Origin of the sequence: Nocardiopsis sp. B62 (genome assembly GCF_018070675.1) — a bacterium.
Taxonomy (GTDB): Bacteria; Actinomycetota; Actinomycetes; order Streptosporangiales; family Streptosporangiaceae; genus Nocardiopsis; species Nocardiopsis prasina.
This window is the reverse complement of record NZ_JAGPXK010000003.1, coordinates 126,320-142,489: the sequence shown is the minus strand read 5'-3', so window position 1 is coordinate 142,489 and position 16,170 is coordinate 126,320. Positions and strand designations below refer to the sequence as shown.

Genomic DNA, 16,170 nt, shown 5'->3' with positions numbered 1-16,170 from the left:
AACGCGAGGGGGCCCGCACCGGCCCGGGGGTTTCGATCGATACCCCCGGGCCCGGTGCGGGCCCCTCGTGTGTGGAACGGGTCAGGCGTCGATGCGCTCCAGGTCCAGCTCCTGGGCACCCTCCTGGATGAACCTGCGACGCGGCGCCACCTCGTTGCCCATCAGCAGGTTGAACACGGACGCGGCCTCCTCGGCCTGCTCCACCCGGATGCGGCGCAGCGTGCGGTGGCGCGGGTCCATCGTGGTCTCGGCGAGCTGGTCCGCGTCCATCTCACCCAGACCCTTGTACCGCTGCACCGGCTCCTTCCAGGAGATCTTGCGCTTCTCCAGGTCAAGCAGGGTACGGCGCAGCTCGGCGTCGGAGTAGGTGTAGACGTACCGGTCCTCGGGCTTGGCCCCGCGCTTGCGCCGGACGTTGGTGAGCTCGATGCGGTGCAGCGGCGGCACGGCGGCGTACACGCGCCCGGCCTCCAGCATCGGCCGCATGTACCGGTAGATGAGGGTGAGCAGCAGGCACCGGATGTGCGCGCCGTCCACGTCGGCGTCGGCCATGAGGATGACCCGGCCGTAGCGTGCGGCGTCGAGGTCGAAGGTGCGCCCCGAACCGGCCCCGATGACCTGGAGGATCGCCGCGCACTCGGCGTTCTTGAGCATGTCCGCGACCGAGGACTTCTGCACGTTGAGGATCTTGCCCCGGATGGGCAGCAGCGCCTGGAACTCGGAGTCGCGCGCGAGTTTGGCGGTGCCCAGCGCGGAGTCACCCTCGACGATGAACAGTTCGCTGTGCTCCAGCCCCTCGCTGCGGCAGTCCACCAGCTTGGCGGGGAGCGCGGAACTCTCCAGGGCGTTCTTGCGGCGCTGGGTCTCGCGCTGCTGGCGGGCGGCCAGCCGGGCCTTGGCGGCGCCGACGACCTTCTCCATGACCGTGCGGGCCCTGGCCTTCTCCGCCTTCTTGGTGGAGGTGAGGAACTCGCGCAGCTCGTTGCCGACCACCTGGGAGACGATCCGGGAGGCCGCCGAGGTACCGAGGATCTCCTTGGTCTGCCCCTCGAACTGCGGCTCGGGCAGGCGCACCGTGACGACGGCGGTCAGGCCCTCCTGGGTGTCGTCCTTGGTGACCGGGTCGTCGCTGTTCTTGAGCAGCTTGGTGGCGCGCAGCTGGTCGTTGATCACCCGCACCAGGGCGCGCTCGAACCCGTTGATGTGGGTTCCGCCCTTGGGAGTGGAGATGACGTTCACGAAGGAGCGCACGGTGGTGTCGTAGCCGGTGCCCCAGCGCAGGGCCACGTCCACGTCCAGGCGGCGTTCGACGTCGGCGGGCACCATGTGGCCGGACTCGTCCAGGACCGGGACGGTCTCGGTGAAGTTACCGGAGCCGTGGATGCGCAGGACGTCGCTGACCGGGTCGTCGGGCGCCAGGAAGGTGCAGAACTCGCTGATGCCGCCGTCGAAGCGGAACTCCTCGGTGTAGGCGGCCTCACCCTCGGCCCGCTCGTCGCGCACCGCGATGGTCAGCCCGGGTACGAGGAAGGCGGTCTGGCGCGCCCGGTCGAGCAGGTTCTCCCGGGTGATCTCGGCGTCCTTGAGGAAGATCTGCATGTCCGGCCAGAACCGGATGCGGGTGCCGGTGATCTTCTTGGCGATCTTGCGGACCTGCTCCAGCCCGGACACCGGGGTGAACTCGGTGTCGGGGCCCGCACCGGCGAACCGCCCGGCGATGCCCCGGCGGAAGCTCAGGGCGTGCGTGTGCCCCTGGCGGTCGATCTCCACGTCCACGCGGGCCGAGAGGGCGTTGACGACGGAGGCACCGACACCGTGCAGACCGCCGGAGGCGGTGTAGGAGCCCGAGCCGAACTTACCGCCGGCGTGGAGCTTGGTCATGACCAGTTCCACACCGGAGAGCCCGGACTTGGGCTCGGTGTCCACGGGGATGCCGCGCCCGTCGTCGCTGACGGAGACGGAACCGTCGCTGTGCAGGGTCACGTCGATGCGCCCGCAGTGGCCACCCAGGGCCTCGTCGACGGAGTTGTCGATGATCTCCCACATGCAGTGGGTGAGGCCTCGGCTGTCGGTGGACCCGATGTACATGCCCGGCCGCTTGCGGACCGCTTCGAGGCCCTCCAGGACCGACAGGTGCCGAGCGGAGTAATCCTCGGGATCGTGGACGGCTGCGGTCAAGGCGGTCACTCGGACATCTCCTGCGTCTTGAGGGCCATCGTGGCTGTGCGGTGCGGGCCCTTTGTACCGCGCCGCACCGACTGTTGAGGGGGCCAGGCTACGGCGAGCCGGGGAATTTGCGGTGGCACGGCCGTGTGTGGGCGGGGTCGTGTCCCCCGGGTGCGGTCTGCCGGCGTCGACGCCGGGTCCGCTGTGACGGGCTCCACGCACCCGTGTGCGGGTCGGAGCGGGCCGACATGGGGGTCGGACGGGGCCTGCCCGCGCGAGACTACCACCTCTGGTGGATGCGACCTGGATACTCCCGTTTTCCGGGGATAGCCAGGCCCCCCTCAGGGGTACAACAAGAACGAGGAAGCGTGTCCGACGAATATGACCCATTGGGTACCAGACGGGCACGAACCGGGCGGATTCCGCTGTCGGCGTACACGGGACCCGGTTGGGAACGTCTGGGTCGGGTTAGATGTTGTCAGAGGTGACTAACGCCGAGTATTGAGGATGGCGAAGTGACTGGAACCCTTGCCCCCACTCAGCCGCTGACGGCTGCTGACCGCTGCGACCGCTGTGGTGCACAGGCGTACGTCCGGGTGCTGCTGAACTCCGGCGGCGAACTCCTGTTCTGCGCGCACCACATGCGCAAACACGACGACTCGCTCCGCAAGATCGCCTCGGACATCCAGGACGAGACGGACAAGCTCACCAAGAGCGACAAGGACGCGGAAGAGCGTTAGCCACGACGACCATGAAACGTCGACGGCGGTCCCCGGATTCCGGGGGCCGCCGTCCTCGTTCTGGGGTGTGACATTCGGGGCGTGAGTGACGTACGCGTTCTCGTGGGCGCTCTTCGAGGTCAGGCCCCATGACACCCAGGCCTCAGCCGGTTTCCAAGGTGCGACACCCGAGAAGCGAGTGACGTGCCCGACCCGGCCCCGCGGCTCCACGGAAGCCCTTTCGGCTTTCGTCCCAGCGGCGGACTGTCCATGGTCGATGCCCCTGGACTAGGGCCCTCCGGCGAGGCCGGAGCGCCACCTCAGTCCGCGAGGACCCGGTTGTGGTAGCGCGAGACCTCTTCGAACCCCGCCCTCCGGTACAGGCGCAGCGCGGGTTCGTTCCCGGCCACCACGCAGAGGTAGGCGCGGCGGGCGCCCCTGTCGTGCGCCCAGGCGAGCAGGTCGGCCAGGATGATCCCCGCCACACCGCGCCCGCGGGCCGCACGGGCGGTGACCATCGCGCAGACCGCCACCGACTCCCCGTCCAGCACCGCGCAGCCCCGACCGTCCCCGTCCTCGTGGACCCCGTAGGCCGTGGTCACCTGGTCGAGGATGCGGAGGACACCGTCGGCCCAGTCCGGGGACACACCCGTCTCGGCGAAGAGTTCCGTCCAGCGAGGCGTCGGTGCGTCCGAGACCAGGGTCCGCCCCGGGGCGCCCGGCCGCTCGGGGAGCTCCCTGGCCAGCACCAGGGTGGGCTCCACCAGCTCGTACCCGTGTTCGGCCAGGCGGGAGTCCATCGGCTCCTCCCCCGGCCACACCTGCACGCAGGGGCGGAGTCCGTGGGCACGGTAGAACCGGGTGACCTCCGCGACATCGGCCCCGGGGTCCTCCATCAGGGCGCAGTTGGCCCGCTTGGTGAACCCGTCCGCGAGGCCGAACCGCCAGCCCGCGCGCGACTCCGTCCGGAAGGCGGGCCAGTCCCTGGACACCCGTTCGGCCCACGTGTGCATGTTCGTCCCCTCGCTGTCCCGGCTGTCGGAAGCCGCACATCCTATCCGGCCGTTCACGCCCTAACATGGGCACGGTTCCCACCCCACCCGTGACCTGGAGAGTCCATGTTCATCCTGCTCCCGCCCTCCGAGGGCAAGGCCACCTCCGGCGAGGGTCCCCCGCTGGATCCGGGGTCACTGACCCTGCCGGAGCTGACCGAGAACCGGGAGCGGGTCGTGGCGGCGCTGACCGAACTCTGCTCGGGCCCCGAGGACGCCGCACGCGAGGTCCTGGGCCTGTCGCTGTCCCAGACCGACGCCCTCAAGCGCAACCTGGACCTGACCACGGCTCCCACGCTGCGCGCCGCCGACCTCTACACGGGTGTGCTCTACGACCGCCTGGGGCTCCCGGGGCTGCTCGCCGAGCACGGAGCAGCCGCGCGGGAGCGTGTCCTGGTGTTCTCGGGCCTGTGGGGCGTGGTGGGCCCCGCCGACCAGCTGCCGCCCTACCGCCTGTCCATGGGGGTGAAGCTGCCGCCGCTGGGCGCTCTGGGGACGTACTGGCGCGGGGCCATGACCGGGTCGCTCGGAGACCTCACGGAGGGACGCCTGCTCGTGGACTGCCGGTCGGCGGCCTACGCGGCGGCGTTCAGGCCCACGGGCGCCGCCGCCGAGCGGACCGTCGCGGTGCGGGTGCTGCGCGAGCGCGAGGTCGACGGCGTGACCAAGCGGTCCGTGGTCAGTCACATGGCCAAGGCCACCCGGGGTGACATCGCCCGGGTACTGGTCAGCGAGAACGTCCAGGCCGACAGTCCGGAGGAACTGGTGACGGCGCTGCGCGACCTCGGGCACACCGTGGAACTGCCGCCCGCGTCGAAACCGGGCACCTCGCGCACGATGGACGTCGTCGTCCGCGACTGATCCCCCGAGCCTCCCCGAGGCGGGGCGCGAGACCGTCGGCCCCGGGCTCCCTCGCAGGTCAAAAGGGACGAACCATCAGGAAGGCCGGTTCAGGGCACTTTTATGCCGCACCTACAGCGCGTGGGGCAGCATGGTGGCCATCGGATGGAGATCGGACTCCGTGCGGGGACAGTGAGTGCCTGATGACATGCGAGGGACACGCGGGCGTCGCCACACCCGTGGGCATGCAGGGGGCACGAACGCCAGGCGCGCCCTCCCGGATCATCTCGGGAGGGCGCGCCTGTTCTGCTTCTCAGCCTGAAGCGTGGGTCTTCACCCGGACCGGCTGACTAGTCCAGGTAGTCGCGGAGCACCTGGGAGCGCGACGGGTGACGGAGCTTCGACATCGTCTTGCTCTCGATCTGCCGGATGCGCTCACGGGTGACCCCGTAGACCTTGCCGATCTCGTCTAAAGTCTTCGGCTGACCGTCGGTGAGCCCGAAGCGCATGGAGACGACGCCGGCCTCGCGCTCGGACAGGGTGTCGAGCACCGAGTGCAGCTGCTCCTGGAGCAGGGTGAAGCTGACCGCCTCGCCCGGCTGGATCGCCTCGGAGTCCTCGATGAGGTCACCGAACTCGCTGTCGCCGTCCTCGCCCAGCGGAGTGTGCAGGGAGATCGGCTCGCGGCCGTACTTCTGCACCTCGACGACCTTCTCGGGGGTCATGTCGAGTTCCTTGGCCAGCTCCTCCGGGGTGGGCTCGCGGCCCAGGTCCTGGAGCATCTGGCGCTGGACACGGGCCAGCTTGTTGATGACCTCGACCATGTGCACCGGGATACGGATGGTGCGGGCCTGGTCGGCCATCGCGCGGGTGATCGCCTGGCGGATCCACCACGTGGCGTACGTGGAGAACTTGAAGCCCTTGGTGTAGTCGAACTTCTCCACCGCGCGGATCAGACCGAGGTTGCCCTCCTGGATCAGGTCCAGGAACAGCATGCCGCGACCGGTGTAGCGCTTGGCCAGGGAGACGACCAGACGGAGGTTGGCCTCCAGCAGGTGCTTCTTGGCGCGGCCGCCGTCCTCGGAGATCCACTCGAGCTCGTCGCGGAGCTCGAAGGTGAGGACGTCGTTCTCCTCGGAGAGCTTCTCCTCCGCGAACAGACCGGCCTCGATGCGCTTGGCGAGCTCGACCTCCTGCTCCGCGTTGAGGAGCGGGACCTTACCGATCTGCTTCAGGTAGTCCTTGACCGGGTCCGCGGTGGCACCGGCCGCGACCACCTGGGCAGCGGGGGCGTCGTCGTCATCGTCGTACAGGACGAAGGAGTCGTCGTCCTTGCTCGGCTTGACGGGCGCGCCGACGGTCTCGGGCTTGGCGGGCTTGGTCTCCTTCTCCTGCTCGGCCGTGTCCTCGACCAGCTCCAGCTCGGCGCCGGTGTGCTCGAGGTCGTCGTCCAGGGCCTCCTCGGCGAAGTCACCGGAGCCCGAGGCGAGTTCGAGGTCCTTCTTCGTGGACTTCTTGGTCGCCGTCGCCTTCTTGGCCGGGGCGGCCTTGGCGGCGGGCTTCTTGGCCGTGGCCTTCTTGGGGGCGGCCGCCTTCTTCGCGGTCGCCGCCTTCTTGGCCGGGGCCTTCTTCGCGGTGGAGCCCTCGGAGGAGTCGACGACGGCGGTGACCGTCTCCGGCTGGTCCTGGGCGGCCGCCGCACGGGCGGGCTTGGCGGCCCGGCTCGTGGTGGTGGTCGAGCGGGTGGTGGTGCTGGACCGAGGAGCCGCCGACTTGCGCCGCGTGGTCTTGCGCCGCGAGGAGGCCGACTCGGGAACGAGTACGGTCACGCCCTCCTTGGCGAGGCTGCGGAGCACGGACTGCGCCTGCGACATCGGGATTTCGGCCTCTTCGAAGGCACGGCGCACGTCCTCGGGCTCAAGAAAGCCCTGGGACCGCCCACGCTCGATCAGCTGCTGAATGACGGGCTCTTGCAGTGACTCGGACTGCTTCGAGCGAGTCGAACTGGCAGATGACACAAACACCTCTCGAACGGACGTGTGGCGAGAATTGATCGGACCCGGTGGTCCGGTTTGGCCGGGACCGGGCACTGCACCCTCTCCCACCTGCGGCCTGGGATCGTCCCCACTGGGCGGGGAAGCCGTGGTCACCTCCGCATCGCGGGGCGCGGCGGCTTCTTCACTGTAGGCAAGGCAATGGACTTGTTCGTACGGTCTACCGCTCCGACGCGGAATCGATCACCGGAAGCTGAACGGCGAGCAGAGTGACGTCATCGTCCTGCTCATACCCATCGAGCATTCTCTCAACAAGGTACTCCAGCATCTGCTGTGGATCGCCCACCACCTCGGGACGCGCCCTCGACGCGACCCTGACGAGCTCGTCCAGACCGGCGTCGACGGATCGTCTGCGGTTCTCAACCAGTCCATCGGAGTAGAGGGCGACAGTGTTACCGGGTTGTACGAAGAATTTGTGATGCCCCCTCGGAGAGCTGACGCCGAGCGGTGTGTCGGGCTCGGTGTCGAGCAGTGAGGGCCCGGCGTTCCCGGCGACCACGAGCGGCGGGAGGTGCCCCGCGTTACTGAGGTCGAGTTGTCCGGTGACCGGGTCCAGAACGAAGTAGACCAGGGTTGTCACCTGATCCATTCCCTCTGTGGCCGTGAACATGCGGTCCAGCCCGGTCAACACGTCGGCCGGTTCGGGCATGGAGAAGGCCAGGGCGCGCAGCGCGTTGCGGATCCGGCTCATTCCGGCGGCGGCCTGGATGCCCTTGCCCATGACGTCACCGAGGACCCCGGCGACCCGGCCGTCGGCCAGGGGGAAGGCGTCGTACCAGTCGCCGCCCACCTGCACGTGCTGTGAGCCCGACCGGTAGTAGGCGGCCAGGCGCACGCCCGCCACCACGGGAAGTTCCTCGGGCAGGAGGCTGCGCTGGAGCTCCTCGGCGGTCCCGTGTTCGCGTTCGTAGACGATGGCCCGGCCGATGGCCAGGGCGCACTGTCCCGCGAGCGCCTCCAGGAAGACGCGCTCCTCGTCGGTGACGTCGCGCTGGGCCCTGAAAGAGAAGCGCAGCGCGCCGATGGGTCGGCCGGCGGCCATCATGGGCAGCGCCACCCAGGCGCGCTCCCTGGTGTGCTCCAGCAGTTCCTCGACCTCGGGGGCGTGCTCCATGAGCTCGCGCAGATCAGCGGGGCTGGCCGCGAGGCGCGGCGCGCGGGAGGCCACGGCTCGGGCCGCGACGTCCGGGTAGTCCAGGGAGAAGCCGCGTTCGGGCAGGCCGACGCAGCCGTCTGCGGAGAGTATGCGCAGGCGCAGCCGGTCCCGGTCGAACAGGGCGACGGAGGTGTGGTCGGCGCCCACGCCGGAGCGGCCGATCTCGGACATGGCCTGGACGACCTCGTCGGCGGTGAGCGCCTCGGCCAGGTCCGAGGTGGCCTTCTGGAGGCGGGCGGTGCGCATGGCCGCCTCGCTGAGCTGCTGGTTGAGGCGCTGGCGGAGTTCGTCCGCCTCGCGCTCGTTGGTGATGTCCACCAGGGTGCCGACCCACTCGGCGGTCGCGGCGCCGTCCATGATCGGGTTCGCGCGCGCCCTGTAGTGGACGTGCCCGCCCGCGCGGGTGCGCACGCGGAACATGGCGTCGAAGGGGGTGACGTCCAAGACGGCGTCGTCCCAGGCGCGCTCGACACCGGGGCGGTCGTCGGGGTGCACCGCGTCCAGCCAGCCCCGGCCGAGGTAGGCGTCCAGGTCCTGGCCGGTGATGGCCCGCCACTGGGGGCAGTCCTCGCGGACGTCGCCGCCCGCCCCGGCCGACCAGATGATCTGGTTGCCCGCCTGGAGCAGGGCGCGCAGGCGCTCCTCCTCGCGGTGGACGGGACCGTCCTCGTGGTCACGGGCGGCGATGAGGGCGATGTGGCGCGCGCCGTCGGAGGGGTCGTTGACCGGGAACCAGGTGAGGTCCCAGGTCTGGCCCGAGGTGGTCCGATGGCGGCCGCGCACGGAGCGTCCGGTGTCGCGGACCTTCGCGACGGAGGCGCTGAGGCCGGTGGCCCCGGCGGGTTCACCGGCCTGTTCCCCGGCTTCGGCGGGGGTGCGTCCCAGGCAGCGGTCGGGGGTGCTGCCGAGGACGGCGGCCATGCGGGCGTTGATCGACACGAAGACGTCGTCGGGGCCCAGGAGCGCGAAACCGATGGGTGCGTCGGTGAGGAGGGACTTCACCGCGTCCGGCAGTTCCGCCGCGCTGATCCTGGGTGGGGGAATGGACGTCTCGGCGCTCAACTGCTCGACACCTCCGGAACCGTCGGATTCCCCAGCCGGGTTTCGATGGGGGCTTTCTGGACCGCGTGGTCCCCTGTGCACCGTGCCCGCCACCCGTTCACGGTGGCGCGCTGGCGCTGGGTGCGCGGCGCCGATTCCGGTCGGGGGGCTCCGCGGCTCCCAGGAGTCACGCTCCATGACTCCTCTCGGCCGCTGTCACGGCTCAAGCATAAGACACACCCGCTGACTCGCAACGGCCACCGGTGTGGGGGACCCGCCGTGGACAGGGAAGGTAAATGTTAGGCCACGGTGTCGCTTCGGCACAGCCCACCGGGGGTTTTGCGGGCGTGTATTCCCATAATTCACGATGCCTCACGAGGAGGCCGGGTTTGCGCCGAACCCTTCGAAACGGGAACGTTATATGTCCGAAAAGTCCATTTCTCCCTGATGACCTGCGGCGACTGAGGCGTCCGGGTAAACGGGACCTCCCCCAGGTTTTATCAACAGTGTGCCGCGACGAGGGTTGACTGTCCGGCCAGAACAAGTGGAATAGGTGGAGGTCACCGTCCAGACCCATCATCAGCTAGGGGTGTGAGCGAGAATGCTCCAGACCTTCCCGGTCCAGGATCTCAGACAGATCTCGGCACGGCTCCACGACGAGTTCAGCGGGCTGTCCCCCCGCTGCGTGGAACGCTGTGTCAGCGATACCTGGCACTGCATCGAGCACCTGGGCATCACGGTCACACCAGACCTCGTCGAGCGTGTCGCCCGTGAGCACCTGGAGGCCATGGTGAACTCGGTGCCGCCCTCCACGGTCCGCAAGACCGTCCGCCGCGCGGGGACCACCCTGCTCACCGGCCACCGCGCGGTACCCGAACCGCGCTGACCCGGTGGCACGACAGCCGGGCACGGACCCCTTGGGAACCGCGCCCGGCTGTCGCGCCGCCCGGCACCGGACGGTCACGGGTCAGTGACCGGCTCCTCGCGGACCGGTTGTCCACAAGCGGGAGCGGACCCGCTTCCCGCTGGCATACGCTTCAGTTCGTGCCATCCCCTTCGCCCACACCCACAGGCCCCGACGTACCCGCCGCCGCCTTCGAGGAGATGCTGCGCGCGGCCAGAGCCCTGCTCGCCATGCGGCACCCGCTCGACGCGGAACTGGCCTTCAGCGCGCTCCTGGGCTCCTGGTGGGGTGAACGGCTGCCCGGGGTCGACGTGGAGCGGCTGCTCGGAGAGGGGCTGATCACGCACGCCACCGCCTCCGGCAAACCGGCCGGTCTCGGCGTGCTGGCGGCGGTCACCGCGCTGGGCACCTCCCCCTCACAACGGGAACTGGCCGAACAGGGGATGATCGCCCTGCGCGAGCGGGGGCTCCAGGCCCCGGCCTGGGCCGCCCAGCTGGGCGCGGTCTCCCCCGTGGCCGCGTACGTCAACGGCGACCGGTTCGGCGACACCGACGACGTCGTGTGCGTGTTCAGCAGGGACGCCCCCGGCAGCGACGGCGCGATGCCGTCCGAACACGCGCTCATCCTGGTCCTGGACCACAACAGCGGCGGCCTGCTGCGCGACGCCTGGGTCACCACCAAGGTGGAGTTGCTGCTGGAGCAGTGCCGCGAGCGCGCCCGGAACGACGACCTCGCCCGGTTCGAGCGGCTGGAGCTGAGCGAGGCACGGTCCCTGCTCTCACGTGCGCTGGAACGCACCGAACGGGTGGTGACGGGTGCCGCCGCCGACCCCTCCACGGGACCGACCGTGGAACCGGTGGGGATCTCCGCCGCAGACCTCACCGGGGGTTCTCTGGCCTCGCACTTCGCGCTTGCCGCCTCCCGGGTGCAGCGGCTCCCCCTCCCGCCCGAGGGGGTGGCGGCCTCGCCGGTCCCCGTGTGGCGGCGCGACCGGCGCGCGGTGCTGGCCGCGCGCTTCCTCGCCTCGGACCAGGCGGCCGAACTCTCGGACTCCTATGCGGCGAGCCGGTGCGTGGACCACATCATCGCGCACGGCTGCGACGTGGACTCGGGCCGACCGCTGCGGGTGAGCCCCCGCAAGGTGGAGTCGTTCCTGCTGCACTGGCTGCCCGGTCGGGTGGTGCTGCTGCCCGAGGAGCAGGAGGCGATGCCGCACGTCCTCGCCGCCTGGGTGCGCTGGGCGGGTGCCCGCTCCCAGCTCCCGGAGGTGGCCGTGGGCGCCACGCTGGACGCCGTGTGGGAGACCATCTCGGCCTTCGCGTCGACCTACCGCGACCCGGCCCGTCCCCTGGGCCTGCGCCAGGAGGCGGTCCGGCGGCTGCTCCCGGACGGCGACTTCGCGTCCCTGGCCCGGCGGATGTTCGCGTTCCCCCTGCTGGCCAGCGAGATCGTCACCGGCGCCCCGGAGGAGGAGTTCGCCCCGGACACCTCCAGGGGCCGCCGGGCCCTGCTGAGGCTGGACCACTACGGCGAGTACGAGGCCGCCACCCCGCACAGCGGACGTCACCACTCCACCGGGCAGGACCGCTGGTACCGCCCGGTCACCGGTCTCGACCCCGAGCGGGAGCGCGAGCTGGACCGCCACGAACGCCTCGCCAAGAGGCTCTGGGACGGCCGCCCCGCCAACCTGTGGGCGGCGGCCCGCCGGATGCTCGACCGGGGCCAGGACCGCCCGACGGTGCTGGCGGCTCTCTCCGAGGAGCTGTCCAGCGCCACCAGTGAGAGCGACCTCCGCCGAAGACTGGACGCGCTGTAGCGCCGGGCGGTCCCGCACCCGCAGAGGCCGGGATGCCCCGATCGGCCGCCGGGTCCCCCGTTCTCCCGAGCGCTCCCCGCCAGCGAGGACGGGTGGCCCCGCCGGACACCGGCCGCGAGCCCTGCCCTCCCGGTCAGGGGGCTGGCTCGCGTCCCGTGTGAAGCACTCCGAGGGTCAGTCGAGCATCCGGGTCCTGAGGGCCTCCACGGTTCCGGCGGAGAGCTTCAGGCCGTCGGCCACGTAGTCGTCGAAGGAACCGTACAGTTCGTCGATGTGCGCGAAGGCGGTGTCCAGGTAAGCGGCCCGGACGCGGGTCATGGGCTCCACGTCCTCCCACGGGAGCTGACTGTCCTTGGACAGCTGGCGCATCCAGTGGTCGGTGTTGGCCTGGCGTTCGTTGCTGACCAGGAAGTCCTCGGTGACCGCCGCGCGGTCGACGCCGAGGAGGGTGAGCAGCAGCGCCGCGCCCCAGCCGGTGCGGTCCTTGCCCGCGCTGCAGTGGAAGACCAGCGCGGTCGGCCCCTTGGCGGCGCGTTCGACCAGGTCGCGGTAGCCGTCGAGGGCCTCGGTGTCGGAGACCAGGGCGCGGTACACCTCGAGCATGAACCGCTCGGCCGCTCCGTCCCCGAACATGGCCCTGGCCTGTTCGGGGTCGGCGAGCAGCTCGACGAAGTTGGCCCCCGCCGCATCGGCGTCCTGGACGCCCACGGCCGCGTACTCGGCGCCCTCGGGGACCACGTCGGGGAGGCGGTCGCGCTCGTGGTGGGTTCGCAGGTCGATCAGCTGGCGGATGCCGAACCCCTGGTACGCGGGCAGGTCCTGTTCGGCGATGGTGTGCAGGGCGTCGGAACGGTAGAGGAGACCGCCGCGCAGGGTGCGGCCGTCCTTCGTGCGGTGGCCGCCGAGGTCACGGAAGTTGGGGGCACTGGGGAGGAGGAATCCGTCATTCGTCACGAGGCAGACGATACCCACCGCCCCGGTGCCCGTCACCACTCGGTTCCGGGGTGGGACAGTCAGCCCGTGGACCGCATGGCCTCGATCTCGGCGCCCGCCTCCTTGACGTCCTTGGCGGTGTCCACACCGCGCCAGAAGCCCTCGATCCGGTACGCCGTCAGCTTCCCCTCCTTGGCCAGGTCGGGGAAGGTCGAGGACTCGTGGTCGCCCCTGGTCGGCAGCAGCGGGGTCAGGCCCGGCTCGAACAGGTAGACGCCCGCGTTGATCCACACCGGCAGGAGCGGGCTCTGGGTGAAGCCCTCGATGCGGTCGTCGCCGTCGACGTCAACGATGCCCCAGGTGGTGCGGAACTGGGCCAGTGCCAGGGTGGCCAGGCCGCCCCTGGCCCGGTGGCGCCCGGTGAGCTCATCCAGGGGGAACCAGGTGAGCACGTCGCCGTTGAGGGCGAAGTAGGGGGCCTCGGGGTCGCGGAGCCCGGTGGCCGCGTAGCGCAGGGCTCCGCCCCTGCCCAGCGGCTCGTCCTCGACCAGCAGGGTGATCTCGGGGCCGCCCCGCCGGTTCTCCAGGTGTTCGCGCAGGACCTCGGCCTTGTAGCCGCAGGAGACGACGACCTGCTCGACGCCGTGCGAGGCCAGCCACTCCAGCTGGTAGTCGATGATGGGCCGTCCGGCCACCTCCACCATCGCCTTGGGTCGGGTGTCGGTGTAGGGCCGCAACCGGGTGGCCTGTCCTCCAGCGAGGATCAGCGCCTGCCTGACGGGGGACTCGGAGGATGTGGGTGCAGCGGTCATGTACTGGACAGTAGCAGGAGGGGGGTCTGGGAACCCTAGCTCTGCTGGGTCGCGTCGGAGTAGGCCCTGCGCACGTCCTCGCTGGTGACCACGGTCAGTTCGGCGGCGGTGGCCGACTCCCCCACTTCCTGGGAGACCCGCAGGTCACGGTGGGAACAGGCGCGTTCGTAGAGCGAACGCGCGAAGCGCCCGTTGCCCAGTTCGTCGATCCACCCGGTCCCGCACACGTGGGTGAAGATGCTGTGCAGGTCCTCGCGCGCCGTGTCGTCGAAGGCGTCTCCGGTACGCGCCGCCACGGTGTCCGCGATCTCGGACAGCTCGTCCGGGCTGTAGGACGGGAACCGGACGCGCACGTTGAACCGGGAGGACAGCCCGGCGTTGGAAGCCAGGAACCGCTCCATCTCGTCGGTGTAGCCCGCCAGGACCACCGCGAGCCGGTCGCGGTCGTCCTCGGCCCGCTTGAGCAGGGTCTGGATGGCCTCGGCCCCGAAGGCGTCGCCGCCGCTGTAGCCGGGGTTGACCAGCGAGTAGGCCTCGTCGATGAACAGCACCCCGCCCAGGGCCCGGTCCACCAGGCGGTTGGTCTTGACGGCGGTCGCGCCCAGGTGCTCGCCGACCAGGTCGGCGCGCTGGGCCTCCACCACCTCGGAGCGGCCCAGCATGCCCAGGGCGGAGAAGACCCGGCCGAGCACGCGCGCGACGGTGGTCTTGCCGGTGCCCGGGGGCCCGGTGAAGACGAAGTGCCGCATGGGTGGCTGGTGCGGCAGTCCCTGCTCCTCGCGCAGGCGCGCCACGCGCAGCTGGGCGACCAGCGAGCGCACCTGTTCCTTGACCGGCTCCAGGCCGATCATGCCGTCGAGTTCGGCCATCGCCTCCTCCAGGCCGGGGGACTCCCCGAAGCCCGGAAGGCGCGAGGTGAGCTCGGAGTAGGCCGACTCGACGTCCACCGCGTGCACGGTGACCAGGGCGTCCGCGGTCGGGCGCAGCGCCGGTTCGTCGCCGTTGGTGCCCGAGGTGACCACGCGGACGTCGCGAGCCTGGGAGGCCTTCTCCACGACGGAGCGGGCGAAGCGGCCGTTGCCCAGTTCGTCGACGGCCTCGCGCTGCACGGTCTGGTCGAACCGCCGCCGCAGCGTGCGGGCGGCCTCGGGGTCCAGGAGGTCGCCGCGCTGGGCCACGAGGGTCTCGGCGATGCGGAACAGTTCGGCCGCGGAGTAGCTGGGGAAGCTGATGCGGGTGGCGAACCTGGACGCCAGGCCGGGGTTGGTGGCCAGGAAGGCGTCCATCTCCTTCTCGTACCCGGCCAGGATGACGACCAGCTGGTCGCGGTCGTCCTCGGCGCGCTTGAGCAGGGTCTGGACGGCCTCGTTGCCGAACCGGTCGGCCTGGCCGTCGCCCTCGTTGACCAGCGAGTAGGCCTCGTCGACGAACAGCACTCCGCCCAGGGCGCTGTCGATGAGCTCGTTCGTCTTGATGGCGGTGGCGCCGAGGTACTCGCCGACGAGGTCGGCACGCTGAGCCTCCACCACCCGGGAGCTGGGCAGGAGGCCGAAGGAGTGGAAGATCGTGGCGAGGGTGCGGGCGACGCTGGTCTTGCCGGTGCCGGGCGGACCGGAGAAGACCAGGTGGCGCAGGGGGCGTTCCACGGAGAGCCCGGCGTCGGCGCGCAGTCGGGCGGCCTCGATGGAGGCGGCGATCCCCCGGACCTGCTGTTTGACCGGGTCGAGGCCGATCATGTCCTCCAGTTCGGCCAGGGCCACGTCCACGGGGACGGGTTCCTCCTCGCCGTCGGCGCCGTTGTCGGCGGCGGAGCCCCGGTGCGGTGCGTCCGAGCCCCGGCCGCGCAGCCCCTGGACCGTCCGTCCGTGGGACCCGCCGGGGGCCGCGTTCCGGTCCGTCCTCCCGGAGGAGTCCGGGGGTGCCTGGGCGTCCCGTGGGCCCGGCCCGGATCTCGAGGTGCTGTTGCGCCGCTTCTCGTCGTTCTCACGGCTCTCCTTGGCCACCTGCCCCGAGGCGACCAGCCGCCACAGCACGCAGGCACCGGCCGCGGCGTAGAGCGCCGCGATTCCCGCACCGGCCGGGAAGGGCTCGACGATCATGCCGAACAGCGCCACGGAGAACCCGGCGACAAGCCCGGCGGTGAGCGAGAGCAGGGCGGTGTGCCAGGCGGGAAACTCGCGGGCGCGGCCCGCCGCGAGCACCACCAGGAGGGGCAGCGGCAGGACGAGCAGGGTGACGGGTTCGCCCCTGAGTGGGATCTGGAAGAGGGGCACGGCCATGGCCAGCCAGACCACCGAGACCACCACGGTGAGGAAGGCGTCGAGGGAGCGCATCAGTGCGGAGAACGCCACGAGCGCCAGCAGGGTGCCGAACAGGACGTTGAGTACGGGCAGGCTCAGGACGAGGGCCACGACGGCGACCACCGTGAGCACGACCAGGGCCGCCACCAGGCGCCGTCCGAGGGGCACCCGGTGGTAGACGGCGCGCACGCGGTCCAGTCCCGAGGCGCGGTTGGGCTGCGCGGCGGCGGTGGAGCGCGTCTGGCGCGTCATCCGTAGCCCCTTCCTGCGTGGGGGTCGCGTGGGCGGCCGGGGGGCGGGCCGGGTCGGAGGGGCCGACACCCGCGATCCGGTCGTGAGCCGGGTCGTCTTGCCTGGGCCGTGCTCAGCGGGCACG

Annotated in this window: 11 protein-coding genes; 4 read left to right on the top strand and 7 right to left on the bottom strand. The window is 70.8% G+C overall.

The window, feature by feature from the left end:
• Positions 1-81 precede the first annotated feature (81 nt).
• Entirely contained in the window at positions 82-2,187 is a 2,106-nt protein-coding gene (locus KBX21_RS04735; RefSeq protein ID WP_210841078.1) for a type IIA DNA topoisomerase subunit B, read from the bottom strand.
• A gap of 494 nt (positions 2,188-2,681) precedes the next feature.
• Here KBX21_RS04735 and KBX21_RS04730 point away from each other — a divergent pair, with 494 nt between their 5' ends.
• Positions 2,682-2,906: a hypothetical protein gene (locus tag KBX21_RS04730; protein WP_026129396.1), complete on the top strand. Its 225-nt coding sequence runs from the start codon at positions 2,682-2,684 to the stop codon at positions 2,904-2,906.
• Between the two features lie 299 nt (positions 2,907-3,205).
• Here the strand turns inward: KBX21_RS04730 and KBX21_RS04725 are convergent, their stop codons facing one another.
• On the bottom strand, positions 3,206-3,898 hold the full coding sequence (locus tag KBX21_RS04725; protein WP_210841077.1) for a GNAT family N-acetyltransferase: 693 nt from the start codon (positions 3,896-3,898) through the stop codon (positions 3,206-3,208).
• A 105-nt stretch (positions 3,899-4,003) separates the two neighbouring features.
• On the opposite strand from KBX21_RS04725, the gene yaaA reads away from it, so the two are divergent.
• On the top strand, positions 4,004-4,798 hold the full coding sequence (gene yaaA / locus KBX21_RS04720) for a peroxide stress protein YaaA (protein ID WP_049578875.1): 795 nt from the start codon (positions 4,004-4,006) through the stop codon (positions 4,796-4,798).
• A 329-nt stretch (positions 4,799-5,127) separates the two neighbouring features.
• Here the strand turns inward: yaaA and KBX21_RS04715 are convergent, their stop codons facing one another.
• A complete protein-coding gene (locus tag KBX21_RS04715; protein WP_199776673.1) occupies positions 5,128-6,795 on the bottom strand; it encodes an RNA polymerase sigma factor in 1,668 nt (555 codons plus the stop codon).
• Positions 6,796-6,991: 196 nt separating this feature from the next.
• Positions 6,992-9,049, bottom strand: coding sequence for a SpoIIE family protein phosphatase (locus KBX21_RS04710; protein WP_199776672.1), 2,058 nt, complete (start codon positions 9,047-9,049; stop codon positions 6,992-6,994).
• A gap of 580 nt (positions 9,050-9,629) precedes the next feature.
• Here KBX21_RS04710 and KBX21_RS04705 point away from each other — a divergent pair.
• The gene (locus KBX21_RS04705; protein ID WP_049578871.1) at positions 9,630-9,914 is read left to right on the top strand and encodes a three-helix bundle dimerization domain-containing protein; all 285 of its coding nucleotides are present in this window, start codon (positions 9,630-9,632) and stop codon (positions 9,912-9,914) included.
• Between the two features lie 218 nt (positions 9,915-10,132).
• On the top strand, positions 10,133-11,749 hold the full coding sequence (locus tag KBX21_RS04700; RefSeq protein WP_210841234.1) for a hypothetical protein: 1,617 nt from the start codon (positions 10,133-10,135) through the stop codon (positions 11,747-11,749).
• 174 nt (positions 11,750-11,923) lie between these two features.
• Here the strand turns inward: KBX21_RS04700 and KBX21_RS04695 are convergent, their stop codons facing one another.
• From KBX21_RS04695 to KBX21_RS04685, 3 genes are read right to left on the bottom strand one after another with little or no spacing between them, the layout of a single operon-like run.
• Positions 11,924-12,721 carry a tyrosine-protein phosphatase gene (locus KBX21_RS04695; protein WP_210841233.1) on the bottom strand — a complete coding sequence of 266 codons (798 nt, stop codon included), beginning with the start codon at positions 12,719-12,721 and terminating at the stop codon, positions 11,924-11,926.
• 41 nt (positions 12,722-12,762) lie between these two features.
• Entirely contained in the window at positions 12,763-13,494 is a 732-nt protein-coding gene (locus KBX21_RS04690) for a nucleotidyltransferase family protein (RefSeq protein WP_049578867.1), read from the bottom strand.
• A gap of 35 nt (positions 13,495-13,529) precedes the next feature.
• Positions 13,530-16,046 (bottom strand): AAA family ATPase, encoded by a 2,517-nt coding sequence (locus KBX21_RS04685; protein ID WP_049578865.1) that lies wholly within the window; start codon positions 16,044-16,046, stop codon positions 13,530-13,532.
• Between the last annotated feature and the right edge of the window lie 124 nt (positions 16,047-16,170).

Coding starts and splice junctions, on each gene's coding strand:
- KBX21_RS04725 (WP_210841077.1), bottom strand. CDS start 3,898: ATGCACACGTGGGCCGAACGGGTGTCCAGGGACTGGCCCGCCTTCCGG.
- yaaA (WP_049578875.1), top strand. CDS start 4,004: ATGTTCATCCTGCTCCCGCCCTCCGAGGGCAAGGCCACCTCCGGCGAG.
- KBX21_RS04705 (WP_049578871.1), top strand. CDS start 9,630: ATGCTCCAGACCTTCCCGGTCCAGGATCTCAGACAGATCTCGGCACGG.
- KBX21_RS04700 (WP_210841234.1), top strand. CDS start 10,133: ATGCTGCGCGCGGCCAGAGCCCTGCTCGCCATGCGGCACCCGCTCGAC.
- KBX21_RS04690 (WP_049578867.1), bottom strand. CDS start 13,494: ATGACCGCTGCACCCACATCCTCCGAGTCCCCCGTCAGGCAGGCGCTG.
- KBX21_RS04685 (WP_049578865.1), bottom strand. CDS start 16,046: ATGACGCGCCAGACGCGCTCCACCGCCGCCGCGCAGCCCAACCGCGCC.